The sequence below is a fragment of the Flavobacterium sp. genome (genome assembly GCF_035195345.1).
Lineage (GTDB): Bacteria > Bacteroidota > Bacteroidia > Flavobacteriales > Flavobacteriaceae > Flavobacterium.
In genome coordinates this window covers 1,709,724-1,731,022 of the sequence record NZ_CP136574.1, presented here as the reverse complement: position 1 = coordinate 1,731,022, position 21,299 = coordinate 1,709,724, and the positions used below count along the sequence as shown (strand labels likewise).

Sequence of the window (21,299 nt, the reverse complement as noted above, 5' to 3'; positions counted from 1 at the left end):
TAGTACTTTTGCCAAACAACATAACAACACACAAAATGACTATTTTACTACTTGGTTCTGGCGGTCGCGAACACGCATTGGCTTGGAAAATGCTTCAATCTTCAAAATGTACTTCTCTTTTTGTTGCGCCTGGAAATGCAGGAACAGCAACCATCGCAAAAAATGTAGATTTAAATCCGAATGATTTTGAAGCCGTTAAAACTTTTGTTTTACAAGAAAAAGTAGTAATGGTTGTCGTAGGACCAGAAGATCCATTGGTCTTAGGAATTTATGATTTCTTTAAAAATGATGCTCAAATTAATCATATTCCAGTTATTGGTCCATCAAAAGTTGGTGCACAATTAGAAGGAAGTAAAGAATTTGCTAAAGAATTTTTAGTAAAACACAATATTCCAACCGCTCGCTATGAAAGTTTCACTAAAGAAACAGTTGAAAAAGGTTGTGCTTTTTTAGAAACGCTAGAAGCTCCATATGTTTTAAAAGCAGATGGATTGGCTGCAGGAAAAGGAGTTTTAATCTTATCTGATTTAGAAGAAGCAAAAACGGAATTAAGAAAGATGTTGGTGGAAGCTAAGTTTGGTCAAGCAAGTTCAAAAGTAGTTATCGAAGAATTTTTAGATGGTATCGAATTAAGCTGTTTTGTTTTAACGGATGGAAAATCATATAAAGTATTACCAACCGCAAAAGATTACAAACGTATTGGAGAAGGTGATACAGGATTAAATACAGGCGGAATGGGAGCAGTATCTCCAGTGCCATTTGCCGACGCTGTTTTATTAGAAAAAATAGAAACTCGAATTGTAAAACCAACGATCGCTGGTTTACAAAAAGACGGAATTGAATACAAAGGATTTGTTTTTATCGGATTAATCAATGTGAAAGGAGAGCCAATGGTTATTGAGTACAATGTTCGTATGGGTGATCCAGAAACAGAAGTGGTAATGCCAAGACTTAAAAGTGATTTAGTTGAAATTTTTGAAGCAATTGGTAATCAAGAATTAGAAAAAATTACATTAGAAATTGATGAAAGAGCTGCTACAACTATCATGGTCGTTTCAGGTGGATATCCAGAAGAGTACGAAAAAGAAAAGGAGATTTTCGGATTGGAAAACATCACCGATTCTATTCCATTTCATGCAGGAACAAAATTAGAAAACGGAAAAGTGGTGACAAATGGAGGTCGCGTAATTGCGGTAACTTCATACGGAAATGACTTTCAGGAAGCCATAAAAAAATCTTATCAAAGTATAGCAAAACTACAATTTGATAAGATGTATTTTAGAACGGATATTGGTAAGGATTTATAATCCTTGCTGATACCTTAAGATTATTTTAAAAATGAGTGTGCTGTAGTATCTTGCTCATCTTCATTGTTTGATTTGAAGATATTCAATTGCTTAATCCAATAAGTCATAGCTCCACAACAGATAATAATAAAAATCCAGTTTAAGATATTTGCAGTCCACCAATTAGTTAATTCTAATTCTCTTAACCAATCCATTGGTAAGAATAAAAAATCTACGAAAAGTGATTGTATTCCTTCAAAAAATGATTTCATTTTGATAAAGTATTATATTTACACCACAAAAATATAAAATATTCGCATGATAGCAAGTGTTTTTAGTAAAACTAGACCATTTAATTATTTAGTAATAGGAATTCTATCGCTTTTTTTCTTTTCTATAAAGATAATTACACTAGTAAAGCCTAATGCAGACTGGATTTACTATGCAGAGGAGTTTGGTTTATACCTGTTACTTTTTGCGTCATTATTTATTTTAAATTTTATTACACTCAAGAACGGATTAACCAAAGGAAATAATTATGCGTTATTTTTATTCTTTGTTTTTCTTTTATTCTTTTCTTCAATTTTTCAGAATAAAAATATTATAATTTCCAATTTCTTATTGTTGTTGGCGCTTAGAAGATTAATTTCGTTAAAGTCATTATTACAAACAAAAGAGAAAATTTTTGATGCTTCTTTTTGGATTTTCTTAGCGGCATTATTTCACTTTTGGAGTATGTTTTATATTGTTTTGGTGTTCATTGCAATCATCCTTCACGTTTCAAAAGATTATCGAAATTGGATTATCCCATTCATTGCATTATTTGCTGTAACCATTTTGTTTTTCCTTGCAAATAGTATCTTAGACAATAGTTTAATGAGTACATTGTTAAGTAAAACATATGTTAGTTTTGACTTTTATTACTTTGAAAGTATTTACCAAAGAATAGCTTTGGCGTTGTTCACGTCAATAAGTTTATTTTTCTTCGTATCACATGTTTTTGATGTCCCAAATAAGGCATTGAATATGCAATCCTCTCACAAAACAATTTTGTTTTCTTTTATTTTGGGTGTGGGAATCTATGTTCTTTCAGCCAATAAAAACAATGGTAGTTTAGCTTTTTGTTTTGGACCCTTAGCGATAATTGGCGCAAATTTTATTGAAAAAATCGAAAATAATTGGGTAAAAGAAATCGTAATTTATGCTTTATTTGGACTAGGAATTTTCTTTTTCACGATGCAATTATAATTTGATTCCGTACGCTAAATCTCCAGCATCGCCTAAACCAGGAACAATGTAGTTGTGTTCGTTTAATTTTTCATCTAAAGCGGCCACCCATAAATGACAATTTGAAGGCACGTTTTCTTCTAAATATTGAATACCTTCTGGAGTTGCAATAACAACTGCAATATGAATTTCTTTAGGTTGGTGCTCCAAATGCAATTTGTGTAATACCGCTACTAATGATTGACCTGTGGCTAACATTGGGTCAATTAAAATTAGATTTTTTCCTTCGAATGATGGAGCTGCTTGATATTCCACCAAAATCTCAAATTTATCGTCGTTGTTATAATGATGGCGGTAAGCTGAAACAAAACCGTTTTCTGCATTATCAAAAAAGTTCATAAAACCTTGATGTAACGCTAAACCAGCGCGTAAAATCGAACATAAAACCACAGGTTCAGCAATGGTTGTTGTGTGTTTAATACCAAGAGGTGTTTGCACATCGATATTTTTGTAATCAAGGGTTTTACTTAGTTCATAAGCCATTATTTCTCCAATACGCTCAATATTTTTTCTAAAGCGCATGCTGTCTTTTTGGATGTTTACATCGCGAATTTGCGCTAAAAAGTGATTTAGAATACTGTTTTGTTCTGAGATATAATGAATGTGCATCGATTTTATTTTTTGTAATTCAGGATAAAAGTACAAAAAATCGCTATTTTTGTATCAATTTTAAAGCTATAAATATGTTTGCTGAATTTGCATTTCCCATTTTTGAACAAAGTATAAAAACATATCACATTGTTGATGATGTGTATCAACCCGTTGTAAATCCTTTCGAAAAAGGAACTATTGAATATTTATTGTTTGCAAAAAACTGGGTAGATACGGTACAATGGCATTATGAAGATATTGTTCGTGATCCCAATATTGATCCCGTAGCGGCTTTAGATTTAAAACGTAAAATTGATGCTTCTAACCAAGTTCGTACGGATATGGTGGAATACATTGATAGTTATTTCTTAGATAAATATAAGACTGTTCAAGTAAAATCACATGCAAAAATCAACACCGAAAGTCCAGCTTGGGCAATTGACCGTTTGTCGATTTTAGCTTTAAAAATTTACCACATGAACGAAGAGGCAACTCGTGCTGAAGCTACGGCAGAACACAGAGCAAAATGTCAAGAAAAATTAAATGTTTTGTTAGACCAAAAAAACGATATGTTTACTTCAATCAGTCAATTAATTGAGGATATTGAAGCGGGCGACAAATACATGAAAGTATACAAACAAATGAAAATGTACAACGACGAGGAGTTAAATCCAGTGTTGTATCAAAACAAAAAATAGTATTCTATTGTTATCTACACCAAAACACATATTGGTAATAAGGCTCTCAGCTATGGGTGATGTCGCGATGACAGTTCCTGTGTTGAGAGCCTTAGTTTTGCAATATCCCGAAGTAAAAATTACCGTAGTTTCCCGACCTTTTTTTCAACCTTTTTTTGATGGAATTCCGAACGTGAATTTCTTTGGTGTCGATTTACATAAGCGTCACAAAGGTTTCATTGGTTTACTTCGCTTGTTTTCTGATTTACGAAAATTAAATATTGATTTGGTTGCCGATTTACACAATGTGCTTCGTTCCAAAGTCGTTCGTACATTATTTGCATTAAGTGGGAAAAAAGTGTCTTCAACGGATAAAGGAAGAACCGAAAAGAAAGCATTAACGAGTTTAACCAACAAAGTTTTTGCTCCTGTGAAGCCAATGTTCGAAAGACATGTGGATACTTTCAAGCAACTTGGATTTTCAATTGATTTAACGAATGTTCAATTTCCTGAAAAAGCTACGTTATCAGAAGAAATTCTTTCCATCATAGGAACAAAAAATCAAAATTGGATTGGAATTGCACCTTTTGCACAATACGAAAGTAAAGTCTATCCTCAAGATTTAATGCAACAAGTAATTGATGAATTAGCTGAAAATAAAAATCATAAAATCTTTTTATTTGGCGGAGGCAATAAAGAAATACAATTGTTGAACCAACTACAAAGCCAACATGAAAATGTACTAGTTTTAGCTGGAAAACTAAAATTCAAACATGAATTAGATGTAATTTCTAATTTAGACGTTATGCTTTCCATGGATTCTGGAAATTCACATATTGCTGCGATGTTAGGCGTAAAAGTGATTACACTTTGGGGAGCCACTCATCCTTACGCGGGTTTCAAACCATTTAACCAACCCGATGATTTTTGTTTGACTTCGGATAGAGCACAATATCCATTATTGCCAACTTCTATCTACGGAAATAAAAAAGTGGAAGGTTATGATGAGGTAATGAGAACGATTTTACCTACTCAGGTCATTGAAAAAATAAATTCCAATCTTACCTAGATAAAATTGGAATTTGTATTTTTAATTGAAATCTTAAAGATTAAACATCGTCAAAATCAATCTTAATCATAGTTGTTGTTGGATGTGCTTGACAAGCCAATGTTAACCCTTCAGCTACTTCAGAATCACTTAAAATTTGGTTTTTCTTCATGTCGGCCGCACCTTCGGTAATTCTACAAATACAGCTACTACAAATACCGCCTTGACAAGAATACGGAACATCCAACCCTTGTTTTAAAGCTGCTTCTAATAAAGTTTGTTTATGGCTCATTTCGAAAGTCGTTTCTTCATCATCTACTAAAATAGAAATTTTAGTATGACCTTCATTTCCAACGGTCGATTCATTTTCGTTTGAAGAAGTTGAAAACAATTCGAATTTAATATCAGCATCTGAAATGTTGTTTTCTTTCAAAGTGTCTGAAACCAAATTGATCATTTCTTCTGGTCCACACAAATAGAATTTTGAAAATTCGATTTCAGCGTGTTTGTTTTTTAAGATGAAATTCACGGTTGATTTATCGATTCTTCCAAGTAAAGCGTTATCTCCTGTTGATTGACTGTATACATATTGTACAAACAAACGCCCTACGTATTGCAATTGCAAATCGTGTAATTGGTTGTGAAAAATGGTGTCTTTTTCCGATTTGTTTCCGTAAACCAACACAAAAGTACTGTTTGGTTCCTCTTCTAAAACCGATTTTAATATTGAGTACACAGGTGTAATTCCACTTCCTGCTACAAAAGCTGCGTAATTTTTTTGACGTTCTGCTTTAGGTTCAAAGGTAAATTTTCCTTCAGGCGTTCCTACTTCGATTACGTTACCAACCGCTAATTTGTCGTTGGCAAATTTAGAGAAGAATCCAGTTTTTATAGCTTTAACAGCAATTCTTAATTCGCCACTTTTTGGAGAAGAACAAATAGAGTACGCTCTTCTAATTTCTTGTCCGTCCAACGTAACTTTTAAGTTTACATATTGTCCAGCAACAAAAGAATAGTATGATTTTAATTCGTCGGGAACATTAAAAAGAATGGAAACAGCATCAGCAGTTTCTTTGATGATTTCTTTAATGCTTAATTTATAAAATGATGACATGTGAAATATTTTTTTGCAAAAATACTATTTATCAAGAAAATAGAAGATAGAATTTAGAAAATAGATTTTCAGATTTTCGGATGTTCTGATTTTTGGAACACAGATTTATAAAATTATTGAAATAGTTGTAATCTTTTATGGACTTAATAAGTTAATGTTAGTTACGCTTTTTATATTCTACTATGACTTTTATGTTTTAATTTTTGAATTTGTTCTTGAACTTGAAAAAATACTTAAGAATGTTATGCATAAGAAATTTATGCATATATTTGTTTTCTCAAATTTATTTCTAAATGGACAACGGTTTAAGTTAATTAATTTACAATTTATACGTAATAATTTACATAAAATATCGTTGTACAAGAAAAATTAAAAAATAAAACAATGAAAAAAACAAAATTTACACTGCTATTTATCTGCTTTTTGACATTTGTTAGTCAAATTCAAGCTCAGGAAAAAAATGAAGAAAAAGAATCAAAATTTAATATTATTGCTTACGGTGGAATTGGCTATGCAATTGTTAAAAATGATGATGCGCCTAGTTACAATTTAAACACTAACAGTGGAGATATTCTTTTGAATTACAGAATAAATCAAAAATATGGTGTAGCAACAGGTATCGGAATAACCGAACTATCTGGAAATGGTTTTAACTCGTTAGGAAATTTTTATCACGAAAGAACAACTCTAAAGATTCCTTTATTGGTAACTTTAGATTATAAAATTTCTGAAAAAATAAAAATGATTGGAAATTTCGGTTTTTACACTCAAAATATAATAACTGATGAATATCGATTTTTGAATATTTCGCAAAAAGATGTATATGAAGGCTGGAATTTTGGGAGCCAATTAGGTCTTGGGTTTGTATTTAAAATGTTTGATAATTTTAGTGCAGGTGTAAATTATTCGGGACAATCAGATTTTAATTTTAGTAAGTTTAATTCAAATAACAATTCGGGAATAAATAACAAACAAAATTTGAAAAACATGAATTCAATAGGAGTTGTCTTAATGATAGATTTATAAAAGATTGCCCAAGAAAAATTATCCGCAATAATTGATTTTTCTTGAACTGGGATCATTTTTCGAGATTTTTATATTAGTGAACAAGCATTGAGTTCGATGGAATTGCTTCATTCAGATAACGACGAAACTTAGACCGACGTTATCCCAAAATTTCGAGTTAGAAATATTGGAGGGAGATTTTGAGGTTGTTTTTCCAAAATTCTACGAAGAAAAGAAATCTTTTATAAGACAAATGTTTGTTAGCCATATGAAATCGGATTATAAAAAAGGATACAAACAGCTTCTTAACAAGCTTTTTTCATTAATTTTTTTATATTTGTTAATAGGATGGTGAGCTTTTCCAAACTCTGAAGTTACAGTAAATGCTAAAAAACGACAACGAAGAAATGGAACAAATATGAAAGAAAGACCAAAATTAAAATTAGAACTTACACAAACTGACAAGACAATTGAAATAATTGGCTGGCTTTTAATTTTTGCGGTATGTTTTTTGACTGTTATAAACTACCAAAGTTTGCCTGATATTATTCCGACACACTACAATGGAGCTGGTATGGCAGACGGATTTGGCGACAAATGGATGATTTTGACTTTACCATTAGTAGCAACAGTTCTATTTGTTGGACTAACGATTTTTAATAAGTTCCCACATATTTTTAATTATCCTACAGAAATAACCACAGACAACGCATTAAGACAATATACGAATGCGACACGATTAATTAGATATTTAAAAGTAATTATTGTTGTCATTTTTGGACTAATTTCTTATCAAACAATTAGACATGCAAATGGACTGATAGAAGGTTTGGGAACTTGGGTTTTACCATTCACATTGGTTTTGATTTTTGTTCCAATAATCTATTTCTTAATTAAATCTTTAAAATAACAAGCAGATAAAGCACTTGCTATAAAAGCGTTAAGTGTTGCACAAATACCATTTTATAAAAATGAAAAAATTAATTTTCGGCTTTATTGCCACAGTTTTTTTTAGTGGCACTTCAATTGCCCAAACTACTCAATATCAAAAACCTGTTAGTGTAGTTTTTACAGCAAAAGCAGATCTCATTTCTGCAATAAACGGCTGCTATACTTTACAGGTAAGGGTATATATGACGAATGATGGCGACACCACTTTGGTTTCATGGGCAACTGTTCAATTTGGAGATTGTGGACAAAGAAGAGAAACAAACGCTAATCAAACATGTAAAGACCAAGAGTTTAAAGGCGATTATTTTTACTATACAGCAGATAGCTTAAAGTATTGTTTGGTAGATTTATTAGAGGATGAAGTAATTTATTCTAAATATATAATTGAGAAAGATAGAGTTATAAGTTCTGTGAAGAAATGAGAAAAATAAGTAGTCATAATAGTTAAAAATTTGATTAAATTCTTTTTTTACTTTTACCTGACAACAATTTATCCCAATCCAATTTTAAAAAAATTAAAATAATAGAATTTTTTATATGATTAAAGCATACAATCTACTATGAAAAAAATCATTTTAATTCTTGCTATAGTGTTTACTTCTTGTACAATTACAAAAAGTTTACCAATTAGTTATAAATCATCAGACGAGCTTTCGTTATTTTATAAGCAAAATAATATTGAAAGTTTTTTTATAGTAAATAGTTATACATCTTTAGTTGAATTATATAAACAAGATAGAGTATCTATTCCTCAAAATATAATTTTTGATTGTGATGGTCTTGAAATCAAACATTTTAATAATAAGTTATGTGTAAATCACACGCTTGAATTTTTAAAAAACTATAACTCAAAAACTATAATTCAAAAAACAAATTTTAATATTTCGGATTATTTAAAACACTTTAAATCTATTAATACTTTAGATTCAGAAAAAATTTTAAGTTCAAAAAAAATTAGAGTTTTTGTTAATACTGCTACTTATGCAGATAATTATAAAGCAAATGAAGAAGCATTTGAAATTTACAAGCAATTTAAAGATCAATATGAAGTTTATATAGTTAATTTAGATTATATAAGCGAATGGAAAGACAAAAAATAGAATTTGTTTTTCATTTTCACTTATTTTAAATTAGTTTACTTTACAGTATATTTTAATTGACCTAAAATTTCACAAAAAATGAATCAGATTTTAAAGTTCAGTTCAAAAATTTTCGAAGAAATAGTTGTAGAAGGAATAATAAACTTGAAAGCAGAAAGAAAATTTAAACATTTAAAAGCTTTCGATTTAAAAATTTTAAATAAAAATGAGCATTTATTGGATATATCGGCAATGAATGATTTTTTAAAATTAAAGTATTCAATTCCATATAATCAAACAGCCATAAGAATTCAAATAGAGAACAATAATAAGATTTTTTTTGATGACGATAAATACGAGTTAAAACTTGAAAGCATGTACCCTTTTAGGAAAAAATATGGCGAAGTATTGTTAAATAATCAAAAAATAGGGGATATTATTTTTGAAAAGAAATTTATAGATATGGTGTTAAATTTTACAACTTGCGATGATATTCTAATTAATGAAATCAATGCATTTAAAATTGCAGTTTTAATACTATTAAATATTGCAGATTTAGATGGTTCGGAGTAAAATATTCCAAAGACATTTAGTAAGTCAATTATCTATTCAAAAATAATTTAAAAATCATATACCCTCCAGTCTTTTTATAGGATTTTAAAAAAATGATCATCTTAATTAAATGGTAGTTTAAAATTCTATGAAGCTACGATTTAATTTTCTTTTTGTGGAAAATTACCAATTTTCAAAAACATATTTAGGATTCCTAATATCAATCCAGTTACAATTGAAGTAAAAAAAGATTTGAATAAAAGTTTTGTTAATTCCTTATTATTTGAAAAATCAACGTCAAATAATCCGTAAACTAACATGCCAACAAAAAGCCCCGTAGAAATTGCTAAAAATGTAATTTTAAAATAAAAAAATCTTTTCATTATTAAAATTGTTAACTTATTTTAATTGTTGAAATTTTATATTATTCACAAATATATAAATTTTTTAACAAGAAAGACACATAATAACGTTATGCATAAGAAAATTATGTATATATTTGTTTTTTGAAATTTTATTATCAATTTAAAGAAGTCCCTCTTTTGGAGGGATTTAGGGAGGCTTATGAAAAATTCACAATTATACAAAGGCAGTTTAAACACCATCATTATGAAGCTTTTAGAAGAAAAAGGCAGAATGTATGGTTATGAAATTACGCAAAAAGTAAAAGAAATCACCAAAGGCGAATTGAATATAACCGAAGGCGCTTTATATCCTGCTTTACACAAATTAGAAGCCGATGGTTTGTTAGATGTTGAAGTAGAAAAAGTAGATAACCGCTTAAGAAAATACTACAAACTTACTGAAAAAGGCACCACAGAAACTGTAAACCGTTTAGCTGAATTAGAAGAATTCATCAAAAACATGCAAACTATTGTAAATCCAAAATTAAGTTATTAAGATGAAGTTGACAGTAGAACAAATAGATAAAATAGATGTTATTCTAGACGAATTAGGATTAGAATTTCTCGATATTAAATTAGAGATTAAAGACCATATTGCTTGTCAGGTTGAAGAGAATATGAGTTCTGGAGAAACATCTTTTGATGCCTCTTTAGTATATGTGTTAAAATATTGGAAATCAAAGCTTATATTAAGAAAATCATGGCTAATAAGCAATAAAAAATCATTTCCTAAAATTGTGATTCAAAAATTATTTAAACGATTTTTAATTTATAATACAACTTTGCTTTTCTTTATGATTTTATCTTTTTATTTCTTTCAAAATTACAAAAAGGGTATCAATGATTCTATGTTCTTTTCCAAATATTCTACTATAATATATAGCTGTTTTCTTGCCGTTTACTCTGTATTATGGCTTAAAATGTATTTTCAGAAAATAAAAACCAGTTATTTTTACCAATTCAAACAAAACTTTTATCTTTTATTTCTTTTTCAATTTTACATGGTTTTTTTATCTAGTGCTTCTATTAATTATTTGTGTTTCTCATTGATATTAATTCTGACTCCTTTTCAATTACATACGTTTTATAAACACCAACAGTTTATTAATAAATATCAATTAAAGTGCAATTAATCTTATCCCAACTCGATGCTATCGATCGCTATTTAGAGCAACACCAACTCGATTTTCTTGATTTCAAACTAGAAATAAAAGATCATTTGGCCACTGCTACAGAAGGATTGATGAAGGAAAAAGAAATTCCTTTTGATAATGCTTTTTTATTAGCTGTCGAACCTTGGAAAAATGAGTTAAATGTAAAAAAACATTGGTTAATTAGTAACGAACGCTTGTTTCCAAATTTTGTAATTCAGAGAATAAAATATAAAGTAGCTTTTCATTATGGAGTGGTTTTAACTTTAGCGATAATTATCGCAGTGTTTTCTTCGAATTATTTAAATGAAAACCAAGAGCTATTGAAATATTGTGTTGGTTTGTGCGGTATCATTTATTTTCTTTTACGCCGATTAATGAAAAATAAGAAGGTGAAAACCAGTTATCGTTTCCACTTTGATTATTTTTATATGCCTGTTTTATTAGTGTTTGCTTTTTTTTTTGAGTCCCAATTGTCGTTTGTTTACGCTAATTCATTGGGTTTTTAGTCTTAGCTAATTTTCCTTTTATTATATATTATTTTATAAAACATCAACAATTTGTTAGGAAATATCAATTATTATGAAACTCACACCAGAAAACATCAAACATATAGACAACACTTTGATCAAGGATAGAATAAACTATATAGATTTAAGGGTTGAGATTATTGACCATATTTCTTCCGAGTTGGAAATATTGGAGGGAGATTTTGAGGTTGTTTTTCCAAAATTCTACGAAGAAAAGGAATTTTTTATAAGACAAATGTTTGTTAGCCATATGAAATCGGATTATAAAAAAGGATGCAAACAGCTTCTTAACAAGCTTTTTTCATTAAGTTTTTTCTTTTTATTCCTAATGATAAATGCTATTATTGTTTTTTTGAATCATACAAAAAACAAAGAGTTTGTGTTAGAATATTTAGACATTATTCCAATAATATTACCCACACCGATTACAATGATTCTGTTGTATAATTTTTTGTTGTCTAAAAATAATTCAACAGATTTAACAAGCTTAGTTGGTATAACTAATCTAATTATTGTTTCGTATGTTTTTGGCGGTATTTATATAATCAGAGAAATAGTTACGTTGTTATGGATTCCTATTTTCTCCTTTTACTTAACAATTAACTTATCGTATTACTTTTTTTATTTTTCTTCAAAGAAAAGACATGAAAAAAAATATAATAACATATTATATAACAGATGATTTATGTTCAAACTCACAACACAAAACATCCAATTCATAGATAATTATCTAAAAAACAGCGAAGTCATTTATTACGACATTCGTATGGAAATACTCGACCATGTGGCAACTGCTTTAGAATATACAATGCAAGCTGAAAATTTAGATTTTTACGATGCTTTCAAAAGTTATATGGTGGTGAATAAAAAAGAAATTTTGAAAGGGAATAAATTATGGTCGGTTTATTCAAAAGATACGATTCTAAGTTTCTTAAAGTTTTTACTTCATCCAATTATGATTTTTATCGGAATCTTGTTTTACGTTTTTTTTGATAATATTAACGTTACTTATTATTTTTCTGAATCATTTTCAATTAATAATTTATTTTTTACAATAATTCTTTCTATTGCTCTTTTTCAAATATTTTATTTTTACATATATTTAAAAGAAAGATTATATGTAATTGAAAAGGCTGGTGGGCTTTTAGGTTTGCTTTATTATGCGCAGATTTTCTTTTTCCCTGGCTATAGTAGTAAATCTCCATCAAATCTTGTTATGGCTATTTTCTTTTATTTATTATTTGCTTATTTGGTATATTTTATAATTCAGATTTTGAAATTTAACCAAAAAAACAAACATTTATTCCAATGAAACTCACACCAGAACAAATAGACCGATTATACCAATTCACTCGTCAACATTACTTGGAATGGTATGATTTACAAACAGAATTAGTAGATCATTTGGCTAATTCAATTGAAACACAATGGAAAGAAAATCCAAAAATTTCCTTTGAAGATGCGTTACAAGTAGAATTTAAAAAATTTGGGGTTTTTGGGTTTATGACTGTTGTAGAAGAACGTCAAGCAGCTTTAGGAAAAAAATACAATAAATTGGTTTGGCAACATTTCAAATCGTTTTTTACGATTCCTAAAATTATAGGAACGGCTGCTGCTTTTGGAATTTTAGTTCAATTGATGTTGAAATTTGAACGAGCTAACTTAATTGTAATTTCAATTTTTGTTTTGGCTACTTTCCTTTTTTGGATAGGAATTGTAAAAATGTCACGAAAAAACAAGAAAGAGGCTAAGCTTTCTGGTAAAAAATGGTTGTATAAAGATATTATTTTTGGATTAGGTTCATTCACTGGGTTCATTCCATTACCACTTCAGTTTGGATTACGAATAGAAGAAACCGCTCAATATGGAATAATTTCAGCAATAATTGTTAGTGTAACCGTAGTTTGTTTATTCTTGTTGGGTTATATTATTCTTAAAATTATCCCATCAAAAGCAGAAGAATACTTAAAAGAAACGTATCCAGAATATGCATTAGAAAATGCCAATTAAATTCTGATTTTGTCATTTTGAACTTGTTTCAAAATCTTGATTATAAGAGATAGAAACTGAAACAAGTTCAGTTTGACAACACCAAGATATTATTCCATAAACAACGCTTTTAATTCAGTTGCTTCGCTTGGTTTCATTTTTCCAGCTAACACTAAGCTTAATTGTTTTCTTCTTAATGCCGCCGCATAGCGTTTTTTTTCTAATTCTGTTTCTGGTTCAATTGGTGGAACGGGTATTGGTCTTCCTGTTTCATCAACCGCTACAAAAGTATAAATGGCTTCGTTGGCTTTATTTTTAATTCCTGATTCTCTGTCTTCAATCCATACATCAATAAAAATCTCCATCGAAGTGTTAAAAGTTCTCGATACTTTAGATTCAACAGTCACAACACTTCCCAAAGGAATAGCTCTGTTAAACGCTACGTGATTTACCGATGCCGTTACACAAATTCTACGGGAATGTCTTCTAGCGGTTATACTTGCAGCTCTATCCATACGAGCTAATAATTCTCCACCAAATAAATTGTTCAATGGATTCGTTTCACCTGGTAAAACTAAATCGGTTAAAGTAGTTACGGATTCTGAAGGAAATTTTGGTTGCATTGTTTTTTTTGCAAAGATAATGAGGAAATTGAAAATAAAATGCATAAAAAAATCCCAAAACTGGGATTTTAATACTTTTTATGCAATGTTGCTTTTAGTCGATCAACAACCAAGCTTCTGCATTATGTGATTTTTGTATCGCTCTGCGTTCTGATTGTGCTTCGTTTAGTGTTTTAAAACTTCCATATACTACAGGGTATAATTTGTATTTATTTAACGGAAGCATTTTAGCATTTTCAAAACCAGCAGCATTAAGTTCTGCAATCGCTTTATTAGCATTTTCTTCGCTTCTATAAGCGCCAGCCACCAAATGATAAGGCATTTTTTCTTCAACAATTGCCAATTCTACCGATGGAATCGGATTGGAAAGCATAAAAGTAGCTTCCTGAATTTGTTGTTGTACTTTTTCTTGTACGTTTTTCTCAGCCAATAAAGTTTCATTAGTAATTTGTTGGTCGTAATAAGATTTGTAACCAAAACCACCAACACCTAACATCACCACAAAAACAGCGGCATATTTTAAATATGAGTAATCTTTCTTTCTTTCAGGAGTAAAAATAATTGGCGCTTTTTCTTCTAAAGCTTCCACTTCTTTCTTTAAAACTTCTCTTGTAATTTCAGGAGAAACAAAAGGGGTTAAACCAAAAGAATCTGTTAAGTAATTAACTGTATTAGTTGGTTCAAAAACCCAATTCATTTCATTATTTACTGAAATTTCGCCAATATTTTTTAACACCAAATGATTGCGATTTTGTAACAAATACGTCCATTCGTTCACCACATCATTAATTTTGATTACCGCTAATTCGTATGACATTTTTTCTTGCAATGCCACATGATTTGCCAATAAACCATCATTGTTTTTTACATTCGCATTAAACGAAACCACTTTTTTAGGCGGAAAAAACGAACTAGCACTTCCAGTAACGTGAGCCGACACAGTTTCGGTTAAAAAAGCACCAAAACCAGGAACAGTAACGCACTGATAACGATATAATAAGTCGGATATGTGTTTTTCTATCTGCATAACAACAAAGTTAGATAATCAATAGCAATATCAAAATTTTATCAACAAAAATTATTAACAATTGTAATTTTTACTGTAAATAATTGGAAATAAAGTGTTTGTGGCTTTTGTTTGACATTCGTCATCCTGAGCTTGTCGAAGGGCTGCTGTCCGCTTTACATGGTGCCGCTCCTATCAGTACCTAAACTTCGGGATAGTTAGGTTTCCATTTTCTTTTTTGGATTATTGCTAAAAAGAACTATTTTTGTTCTTCAATTATACGCCAAATAAATTTTATACACGCCATGACACAGTCAGAATTATACCACACGCTTGCGTTGATGCAAGTGGAAGGAGTAGGAGATGTAATCGCCAAAAAACTCCTCCAACATTGCGGAAACGCTACAGAAGTCTTCGCTTCAAAAAAATCCCAACTTCAAAAAATTGACGGTATTGGCTCGGTTGTAATTAAAAATTTACAAGACAAATCGGTATTTGCAAAAGCGGAAGCCGAACTCAAATTCATCGCACAAGAAAATATTTCCACAACTTATTTTCAAGATGAAAATTATCCCGAACGATTAAAACATTGTTACGACAGTCCTGTCCTTTTATTCCAAGCGGGAAATATCGATTTACAAAACAGAAGAATTATTAGTATTGTTGGCACACGTCAAATTACTACTTATGGAATGGAATTTACTAAAAAATTGATGGAAGAAATTTCACCATTAAACCCTATTATTGTTAGCGGTTTTGCTTATGGCGTTGATATTTACGCCCATCAAATGGCAATGGATTGTGGTTTGCAAACCATCGGTGTTTTGGCTCATGGTTTGAATCAAATTTATCCGAAAACACACAAAAAGTACATGGCAAAAATGGAACAAAACGGTGGCTTTTTAACCGAATTTTGGAGCATAAGCAATCCTGATAAAGAAAATTTCATCAAACGAAACCGTATTGTAGCGGGTATTAGCGAAGCTACTGTTGTTATTGAAAGTGCCGAAAGGGGCGGTTCATTAGTCACTGCCAATTTAGCCAACGATTACAACCGAGATGTTTTTGCAGTTCCAGGAAGAACGACCGATAAATTCAGTCAAGGTTGTAATAATTTGATTAAAACTCAACGCGCCAATTTGCTCACATCCGCAGCAGATTTGGTCTATATTTTAAATTGGGAATTACAGCGTGAATCGCAAAAAGCGGTACAAAAACAATTGTTCATTTCCTTAACCGATGAAGAGCAAATTATATACGACTACCTTCAAAAAACCGGCAAAGAAATGATGGATATTATTGCCTTAGAATGTGATTTTCCTATTTATCGGATTTCTTCTATTTTGTTAAATATGGAATTAAAAGGTGTAGTTAGACCTTTACCTGGAAAAATGTTTGAGGTGGTTTAAAAGTTTTCTTGTCAAGCTGAACTCGTTCCAGCTTCTCTAAATTTTAAAATACTTAGATCCTGAAACGAGTTCAGGATGACAGAAAGTCAAGTTTAAAAAATAATAATATACAGTTTGTCAAGCTGGACTTGTTTCAGCTTCTCAATAATTAAAAGTTAATAGATCCTGAAACAGGTTAAGGATGATAAAACAAAACAAAAATGCCATATAGAACATATCATAATTATTGGGTTTATATTCTCACCAACAAACCAAAAGAAACACTTTATATAGGTGTAACAGATGGATTAGATGATAGAATGGAACGACATGTAAATGAATAAGGAAGTAAATTTACTTCGAAATATAATTTGAAAATTTTAGTTTATTTCGATGAATTTCAGTTTATAAATCATGCAATTGCAAGAGAAAAACAATTAAAGAATTGGCATCGACAATGGAAAATTAATTTGATTGTAGCGTCTAATCCTAATTGGGAGAATCTTTGGAAACCATTAGATCCTGAAACGAGTTCAGGATGACAGAAAATCGAGTAAATAAACATATTATACAGTTTGTCAAGCTGAACTCGTTTCAGCTTCTCATTTTGTTTAGACAAGAGATTCTTAAACAAGTTCGGGAGAACATGTGTTTTATTTTAATTTTAAACTCGTAAATTAGTACAAATTTAAAAACCATGTACACGCTTCCTAAAATTGAACGCTTCCAACAAAATGTTGCTTCAAAATATACCATTTACAACAGTGTTTTCATCACGTTGCCTTTTAACGAGATTAATAACACCGGTGTTTTGTTACCTTTATTTTCTGAAGTTTGTGAAAGCGGTTATAGAAACGAACAAAGTCCAGCGGAGATTTTTGAAACTTTTGTTAATAAATATTTAGATAATCCTTCTGAAGCTGAAAAAATCAGTTTATTGTTTCGATTTATTCAATATGTGGAGCGACAAGTGGTGCTTTTTGATGCGATTGAAGATGCGGCTTTTCCAATTGTAAATAATATGGAAGGTAAAAGTTCGCTTCGAGCTATTAAAGAAACGGCAGAATCGGAAGGAAAAACCAAAGAACTGAAAGAATTTTTAGAAAATTTCAAAGTTAGAACAGTTTTAACCGCACATCCAACACAGTTTTATCCGGGTTCGGTTTTAGGAATTATTACCGATTTGACGGAAGCTTTGAAAGCTAACAATCATATTGTAATTAAAGATTTGTTGGCACAATTAGGCAAAACACCTTTCTTCAAAAAAGAAAAACCGACACCTTTTGATGAGGCTGTAAGTTTGGTTTGGTATTTGGAAAACGTATTTTATCCTACGGCAAGCGAAATGGCGCACTATCTTCAAAAAAACATTTTCAAAGGAAACGAACTTAAAAATGATGTACTCAATTTGGGTTTTTGGCCGGGTGGCGATAGAGATGGAAATCCGTTTGTAACTACCGAAATCACCCTGAAAGTTGCTGAACGTTTACGAACTTCAATTTTAAAATGTTATTATACGGATGTTCGAAAGTTGAAAAGAAAATTAACCTTTACCGGTGTTGATGTAATTATTGCCGAATTAGAAAACAAATTATATCGTTCCGTTTTTTATTCGCAAGGGGAAATTTTTATTTCTTTGGAGGAATTCAAATCGCAATTGCACAACATAAAGAATATCATTGTTGAAAAACACCAATCACTTTATGTGGACGAAGTGGATTTGTTGTTGAATAAAGTTAATTTGTTTGGATTTCATTTTGCGACTTTAGACATTCGTCAGAACAGTAAAATTCACAAAATGGTTTTTCAAGACATTGTTCAAAAAGAGAGAAGTTTGTTTCCAGCAGATTATTTTAATTTATCGGAAACAGCAAAAATTGATATTTTGTCTAAAGCTTCTGCTCAATTAAAAGCTTCAGATTTTGACAATGAAATTACGAAAGAAACCATCAGTTCTATTGAAGCCATTCGCACGATTCAAGAAAACAATGGAGAATTGGGTTGTAATCGTTATATTATTAGTAACAACGAAAGTGCTTTGAACGTCATGGAAACGTTGGCGATGTTTCAATTGTGCGATTGGAACAATCCTTCGGTTGATGTAGTGCCACTTTTTGAATCGGTGGAAGATTTGCACAAAGCTGATTCGGTGATGGAACAATTGTACACGAATTCGGTTTATGTCAATCATTTGAAAAATCGCGGCAATCAGCAAACCATAATGTTAGGTTTTTCTGATGGCACAAAAGATGGTGGTTATCTAATGGCAAATTGGGCGATTTATAAAGCAAAAGAAGCGTTGACCGAAATTTCCAGAAAATACAACATCAAAGTGATTTTCTTTGACGGTCGTGGCGGACCTCCAGCGCGTGGTGGTGGAAAAACACATCAGTTTTATGCTTCGTTAGGACCAAAAATTGAAAGTCAGCAATTGCAATTAACGGTGCAAGGACAAACCATTAGTTCTAATTTTGGAACCTTGGATTCTTGTCGCTACAATTTAGAGAATTTAGTCAGTGCGGGTGCGAAAAATCAGGTTTTTAATACCAACCAAAACGAATTAACGCTTTCTGAAAATGCAATTTTAGAACAACTAGCAGAAATCAGTTTTAAGAAATATATTGATTTTAAAAATCATCCTTTGTTTGTGCCTTATTTGGAAAAAATGAGTACGTTGAATTATTACGCAAAAACGAATATCGGAAGCCGACCATCCAAAAGAAAAGCAGAAGCCAAATTGAATTTAGATGATTTACGAGCGATTCCGTTTGTAGGTTCTTGGAGTCAGTTGAAGCAAAATGTGCCTGGTTTTTTTGGTGTGGGAACTGCTTTAAAATACTTTGAAGAACAAAACCGTTGGCATGAAGTAAGTGACTTATACCAACATTCATTATTTTTCAGAACGTTGCTAGAAAACAGTATGATGGCGTTGAGCAAATCGTTTTTTCCACTAACGGCTTATATGAAGAACGATGCAGAATTTGGTGCTTTTTGGACCATAATTCACAATGAATATTTAGAAACCAAACGCTTGTTGTTAAAAATTTCAGGTTTCAAAGAATTAATGGAAAACTATCCCGATGGAAAAGCTTCCATAGAAATGCGTGAAAAAATGGTGGTTCCTTTATTAACGATTCAACAATATGCGTTGTTAAAAATTAAAGCGTTACGAGAAAGCCCAACTCCAGACGAAAAGTTAATTGCCGTTTATGAAAAAATAGTAACACGCTCGTTGTTTGGAAATATTAACGCAAGTAGAAATTCGGCTTAGTTTTTGTTGTTGATTTTATAAATTCAGATTTATGCAAAAACTAATCCTACTTACATTTTTTTCTTTCTTTATACTTTCTTGTGCCGAGAAAGAAAAAACCTATGAAGAATTAGAAGCGGAAGTTTTGTGCGATGTGTTACCGGAAGTTATATATCCATTTATTCAAATTAATTTGCCACCTCCACCTCCACCAAGTTCGGATTCAACAAAAATTATTTTAGATAATGATTTCATTATTAAGGATATCGAAAGGCAAACGGATGAAATTAAAAAATTAGTTCGAGAGAAACACAAAATACATGTTGGTTTAAATTTTCTGATGTTTTCAATCAATAAATCAGAATTTAAAACTATCAATAGAAATAATATTGCTATTGATAGTTTAATGGAAAGAAAATTTCGACCAAATGAATTATTAGACTCAACGCTCAAAGTTAAATTTTTTGAAAATGATACTATTGCTATCTGGGGTGAATTTATAAAGGATTCTGAAATTAAAGCGTTGTCAAGCGTTACTCGAGTTTTGTTTGATGATAAGAAAACAAAAGCTTTTTTTAAACTTTATCCATTTGGTTGTTTGCCTTATTCAATTGAAGTAGTTTCAGAGAAAGTGAATAATAAATGGGTAGTTAAAGAAATCATAAAAGAATAATTTTATGAGATATACTACAATTTTATTAATTTCATTAATGTTGTTTTCTTGTGCCGAGAAAGAAAAAACCTATGAACAATTAGAAGCGGAAGTTTTGTGCGATGTGTTACCAGAAATTGCAAAACATGAATTAAATCAAAATGAAAACAATTTTCTTCCTCCACCTTTAGAAATTGATAGTTTAAAATTTTCTAAAGAAAAGATTCAACAATTAAATAAGAAACGAGATGAGGATTGGATTACTTTTAAGTTAGAATTAAAACAAAAAATTGTAACTTCTATCAAAAAAATAGATGAATTCAAAAAATATAAATACGCTGTTATTGACACGTTACTTTCGGTAAATGCATCATTAGATCAAGATTTAAAGTATGAATTTGATTCATTACCTCAGCGAAAATTAAATGTAAAGGAATTTGAAAAATCAAATATTGATGTTGTTTTTAGTATCTTACAAAGACACTTTTGAAGGTAGTGTAAGAAATAATGAATATCTTCCACTTTCTGGTTTGAGTAGGGTTTTAATTCACAAAAACGGAAAAGCTTATTTTCAATGTAATAAAATGTATTATCACTATAACGTATTTTGTAATTTTTCACAAAAAGAGGATAAATGGAAAATAGAAAAAATCATTAAAGAATAAAACCTCAAAGTTTAGAAGTCTAAACTTTGAGGTTTTATTCTTTAATGAACT

At 30.4% G+C, this 21,299-nt stretch carries 28 protein-coding genes; 22 read left to right on the top strand and 6 right to left on the bottom strand.

Going from position 1 to position 21,299, the window contains the following annotated elements; all coding sequences use genetic code 11:
- The first annotated feature begins 35 nt into the window (after positions 1–35).
- A complete protein-coding gene (purD, locus tag RSE15_RS08420) occupies positions 36–1,307 on the top strand; it encodes a phosphoribosylamine--glycine ligase (RefSeq protein ID WP_324067485.1) in 1,272 nt (423 codons plus the stop codon).
- A 20-nt stretch (positions 1,308–1,327) separates the two neighbouring features.
- Here the strand turns inward: purD and RSE15_RS08415 are convergent, their stop codons facing one another.
- Complete coding sequence (locus RSE15_RS08415) at positions 1,328–1,558, bottom strand: DUF6341 family protein (RefSeq protein WP_324067483.1); 231 nt, start codon at positions 1,556–1,558, stop codon at positions 1,328–1,330.
- A gap of 46 nt (positions 1,559–1,604) precedes the next feature.
- On the opposite strand from RSE15_RS08415, the gene RSE15_RS08410 reads away from it, so the two are divergent.
- Entirely contained in the window at positions 1,605–2,534 is a 930-nt protein-coding gene (locus RSE15_RS08410; protein WP_324067481.1) for a DUF6427 family protein, read from the top strand.
- Here RSE15_RS08410 and upp read toward each other — a convergent pair.
- Positions 2,529–3,182: a uracil phosphoribosyltransferase gene (gene upp, locus RSE15_RS08405; RefSeq protein ID WP_324067479.1), complete on the bottom strand. Its 654-nt coding sequence runs from the start codon at positions 3,180–3,182 to the stop codon at positions 2,529–2,531. The two genes, RSE15_RS08410 and upp, sit on opposite strands and share 6 nt — an antisense overlap.
- 74 nt (positions 3,183–3,256) lie before the next feature.
- Between upp and RSE15_RS08400 the strand changes: the two genes are divergently transcribed.
- Complete coding sequence (locus RSE15_RS08400; RefSeq protein ID WP_324067477.1) at positions 3,257–3,862, top strand: DUF4254 domain-containing protein; 606 nt, start codon at positions 3,257–3,259, stop codon at positions 3,860–3,862.
- Positions 3,863–3,914: 52 nt separating this feature from the next.
- The gene (locus tag RSE15_RS08395; protein ID WP_324070439.1) at positions 3,915–4,910 is read left to right on the top strand and encodes a glycosyltransferase family 9 protein; all 996 of its coding nucleotides are present in this window, start codon (positions 3,915–3,917) and stop codon (positions 4,908–4,910) included.
- Between the two features lie 40 nt (positions 4,911–4,950).
- Here RSE15_RS08395 and RSE15_RS08390 read toward each other — a convergent pair whose 3' ends face one another.
- On the bottom strand, positions 4,951–6,003 hold the full coding sequence (locus tag RSE15_RS08390) for a 2Fe-2S iron-sulfur cluster-binding protein (RefSeq protein WP_324067475.1): 1,053 nt from the start codon (positions 6,001–6,003) through the stop codon (positions 4,951–4,953).
- 384 nt (positions 6,004–6,387) lie between these two features.
- On the opposite strand from RSE15_RS08390, the gene RSE15_RS08385 reads away from it, so the two are divergent.
- From RSE15_RS08385 to RSE15_RS08365, 5 genes are all read left to right on the top strand, one after another.
- Positions 6,388–7,029, top strand: a complete 642-nt coding sequence (locus RSE15_RS08385; RefSeq protein ID WP_324067473.1) for a hypothetical protein — start codon at positions 6,388–6,390, stop codon at positions 7,027–7,029.
- Between the two features lie 397 nt (positions 7,030–7,426).
- The gene (locus tag RSE15_RS08380; RefSeq protein WP_324067471.1) at positions 7,427–7,918 is read left to right on the top strand and encodes a DUF1648 domain-containing protein; all 492 of its coding nucleotides are present in this window, start codon (positions 7,427–7,429) and stop codon (positions 7,916–7,918) included.
- Between the two features lie 61 nt (positions 7,919–7,979).
- Positions 7,980–8,381: a hypothetical protein gene (locus RSE15_RS08375; protein WP_324067469.1), complete on the top strand. Its 402-nt coding sequence runs from the start codon at positions 7,980–7,982 to the stop codon at positions 8,379–8,381.
- Between the two features lie 138 nt (positions 8,382–8,519).
- Entirely contained in the window at positions 8,520–9,059 is a 540-nt protein-coding gene (locus RSE15_RS08370) for a hypothetical protein (RefSeq protein ID WP_324067467.1), read from the top strand.
- Positions 9,060–9,137: 78 nt separating this feature from the next.
- Positions 9,138–9,611 (top strand): hypothetical protein, encoded by a 474-nt coding sequence (locus RSE15_RS08365; RefSeq protein ID WP_324067465.1) that lies wholly within the window; start codon positions 9,138–9,140, stop codon positions 9,609–9,611.
- Positions 9,612–9,751: 140 nt separating this feature from the next.
- On the opposite strand, the gene RSE15_RS08360 is transcribed toward RSE15_RS08365, so the two are convergent.
- Positions 9,752–9,973 carry a hypothetical protein gene (locus RSE15_RS08360; protein WP_324067463.1) on the bottom strand — a complete coding sequence of 74 codons (222 nt, stop codon included), beginning with the start codon at positions 9,971–9,973 and terminating at the stop codon, positions 9,752–9,754.
- 181 nt (positions 9,974–10,154) lie between these two features.
- Here RSE15_RS08360 and RSE15_RS08355 point away from each other — a divergent pair, with 181 nt between their 5' ends.
- The 6 genes from RSE15_RS08355 to RSE15_RS08330 all read left to right on the top strand — a co-directional run bounded on the left by RSE15_RS08355 (position 10,155) and on the right by RSE15_RS08330 (position 13,685).
- Complete coding sequence (locus tag RSE15_RS08355) at positions 10,155–10,490, top strand: PadR family transcriptional regulator (protein WP_153207153.1); 336 nt, start codon at positions 10,155–10,157, stop codon at positions 10,488–10,490.
- A 1-nt stretch (position 10,491) separates the two neighbouring features.
- Positions 10,492–11,127 carry a hypothetical protein gene (locus RSE15_RS08350; RefSeq protein ID WP_324067461.1) on the top strand — a complete coding sequence of 212 codons (636 nt, stop codon included), beginning with the start codon at positions 10,492–10,494 and terminating at the stop codon, positions 11,125–11,127.
- On the top strand, positions 11,118–11,654 hold the full coding sequence (locus tag RSE15_RS08345) for a hypothetical protein (protein WP_324067459.1): 537 nt from the start codon (positions 11,118–11,120) through the stop codon (positions 11,652–11,654). The genes RSE15_RS08350 and RSE15_RS08345 overlap by 10 nt, the downstream gene beginning before the upstream one ends.
- Before the next feature lie 73 nt (positions 11,655–11,727).
- Entirely contained in the window at positions 11,728–12,357 is a 630-nt protein-coding gene (locus tag RSE15_RS08340) for a hypothetical protein (protein WP_324067457.1), read from the top strand.
- A 3-nt stretch (positions 12,358–12,360) separates the two neighbouring features.
- The gene (locus RSE15_RS08335) at positions 12,361–12,987 is read left to right on the top strand and encodes a hypothetical protein (RefSeq protein ID WP_324067455.1); all 627 of its coding nucleotides are present in this window, start codon (positions 12,361–12,363) and stop codon (positions 12,985–12,987) included.
- The gene (locus RSE15_RS08330) at positions 12,984–13,685 is read left to right on the top strand and encodes a hypothetical protein (RefSeq protein WP_324067453.1); all 702 of its coding nucleotides are present in this window, start codon (positions 12,984–12,986) and stop codon (positions 13,683–13,685) included. Before RSE15_RS08335 ends, RSE15_RS08330 begins: the two co-directional genes overlap by 4 nt.
- An 89-nt stretch (positions 13,686–13,774) precedes the next feature.
- On the opposite strand, the gene RSE15_RS08325 is transcribed toward RSE15_RS08330, so the two are convergent.
- Together RSE15_RS08325 and RSE15_RS08320 are read right to left on the bottom strand one after the other, a co-directional pair.
- Entirely contained in the window at positions 13,775–14,287 is a 513-nt protein-coding gene (locus tag RSE15_RS08325) for an acyl-CoA thioesterase (RefSeq protein WP_324067451.1), read from the bottom strand.
- 94 nt (positions 14,288–14,381) lie between these two features.
- The gene (locus RSE15_RS08320; protein WP_324067449.1) at positions 14,382–15,314 is read right to left on the bottom strand and encodes an HU domain-containing protein; all 933 of its coding nucleotides are present in this window, start codon (positions 15,312–15,314) and stop codon (positions 14,382–14,384) included.
- 284 nt (positions 15,315–15,598) lie between these two features.
- On the opposite strand from RSE15_RS08320, the gene dprA reads away from it, so the two are divergent.
- The 7 genes from dprA (at position 15,599) to RSE15_RS08285 (ending at position 21,248) form a co-directional block, all read left to right on the top strand.
- On the top strand, positions 15,599–16,702 hold the full coding sequence (gene dprA / locus RSE15_RS08315) for a DNA-processing protein DprA (protein ID WP_324067447.1): 1,104 nt from the start codon (positions 15,599–15,601) through the stop codon (positions 16,700–16,702).
- Between the two features lie 200 nt (positions 16,703–16,902).
- Positions 16,903–17,025 (top strand): GIY-YIG nuclease family protein, encoded by a 123-nt coding sequence (locus RSE15_RS08310; RefSeq protein WP_324067446.1) that lies wholly within the window; start codon positions 16,903–16,905, stop codon positions 17,023–17,025.
- 27 nt (positions 17,026–17,052) lie between these two features.
- A complete protein-coding gene (locus RSE15_RS08305; protein ID WP_324067444.1) occupies positions 17,053–17,223 on the top strand; it encodes a GIY-YIG nuclease family protein in 171 nt (56 codons plus the stop codon).
- 155 nt (positions 17,224–17,378) lie between these two features.
- Positions 17,379–19,952, top strand: a complete 2,574-nt coding sequence (locus RSE15_RS08300; RefSeq protein WP_324067442.1) for a phosphoenolpyruvate carboxylase — start codon at positions 17,379–17,381, stop codon at positions 19,950–19,952.
- 31 nt (positions 19,953–19,983) lie between these two features.
- Positions 19,984–20,604, top strand: a complete 621-nt coding sequence (locus tag RSE15_RS08295; RefSeq protein WP_324067440.1) for a hypothetical protein — start codon at positions 19,984–19,986, stop codon at positions 20,602–20,604.
- A gap of 4 nt (positions 20,605–20,608) precedes the next feature.
- Positions 20,609–21,073 carry a hypothetical protein gene (locus RSE15_RS08290; protein ID WP_324067438.1) on the top strand — a complete coding sequence of 155 codons (465 nt, stop codon included), beginning with the start codon at positions 20,609–20,611 and terminating at the stop codon, positions 21,071–21,073.
- A complete protein-coding gene (locus RSE15_RS08285; RefSeq protein ID WP_324067436.1) occupies positions 21,039–21,248 on the top strand; it encodes a hypothetical protein in 210 nt (69 codons plus the stop codon). Before RSE15_RS08290 ends, RSE15_RS08285 begins: the two co-directional genes overlap by 35 nt.
- Positions 21,249–21,299 lie beyond the last annotated feature (51 nt).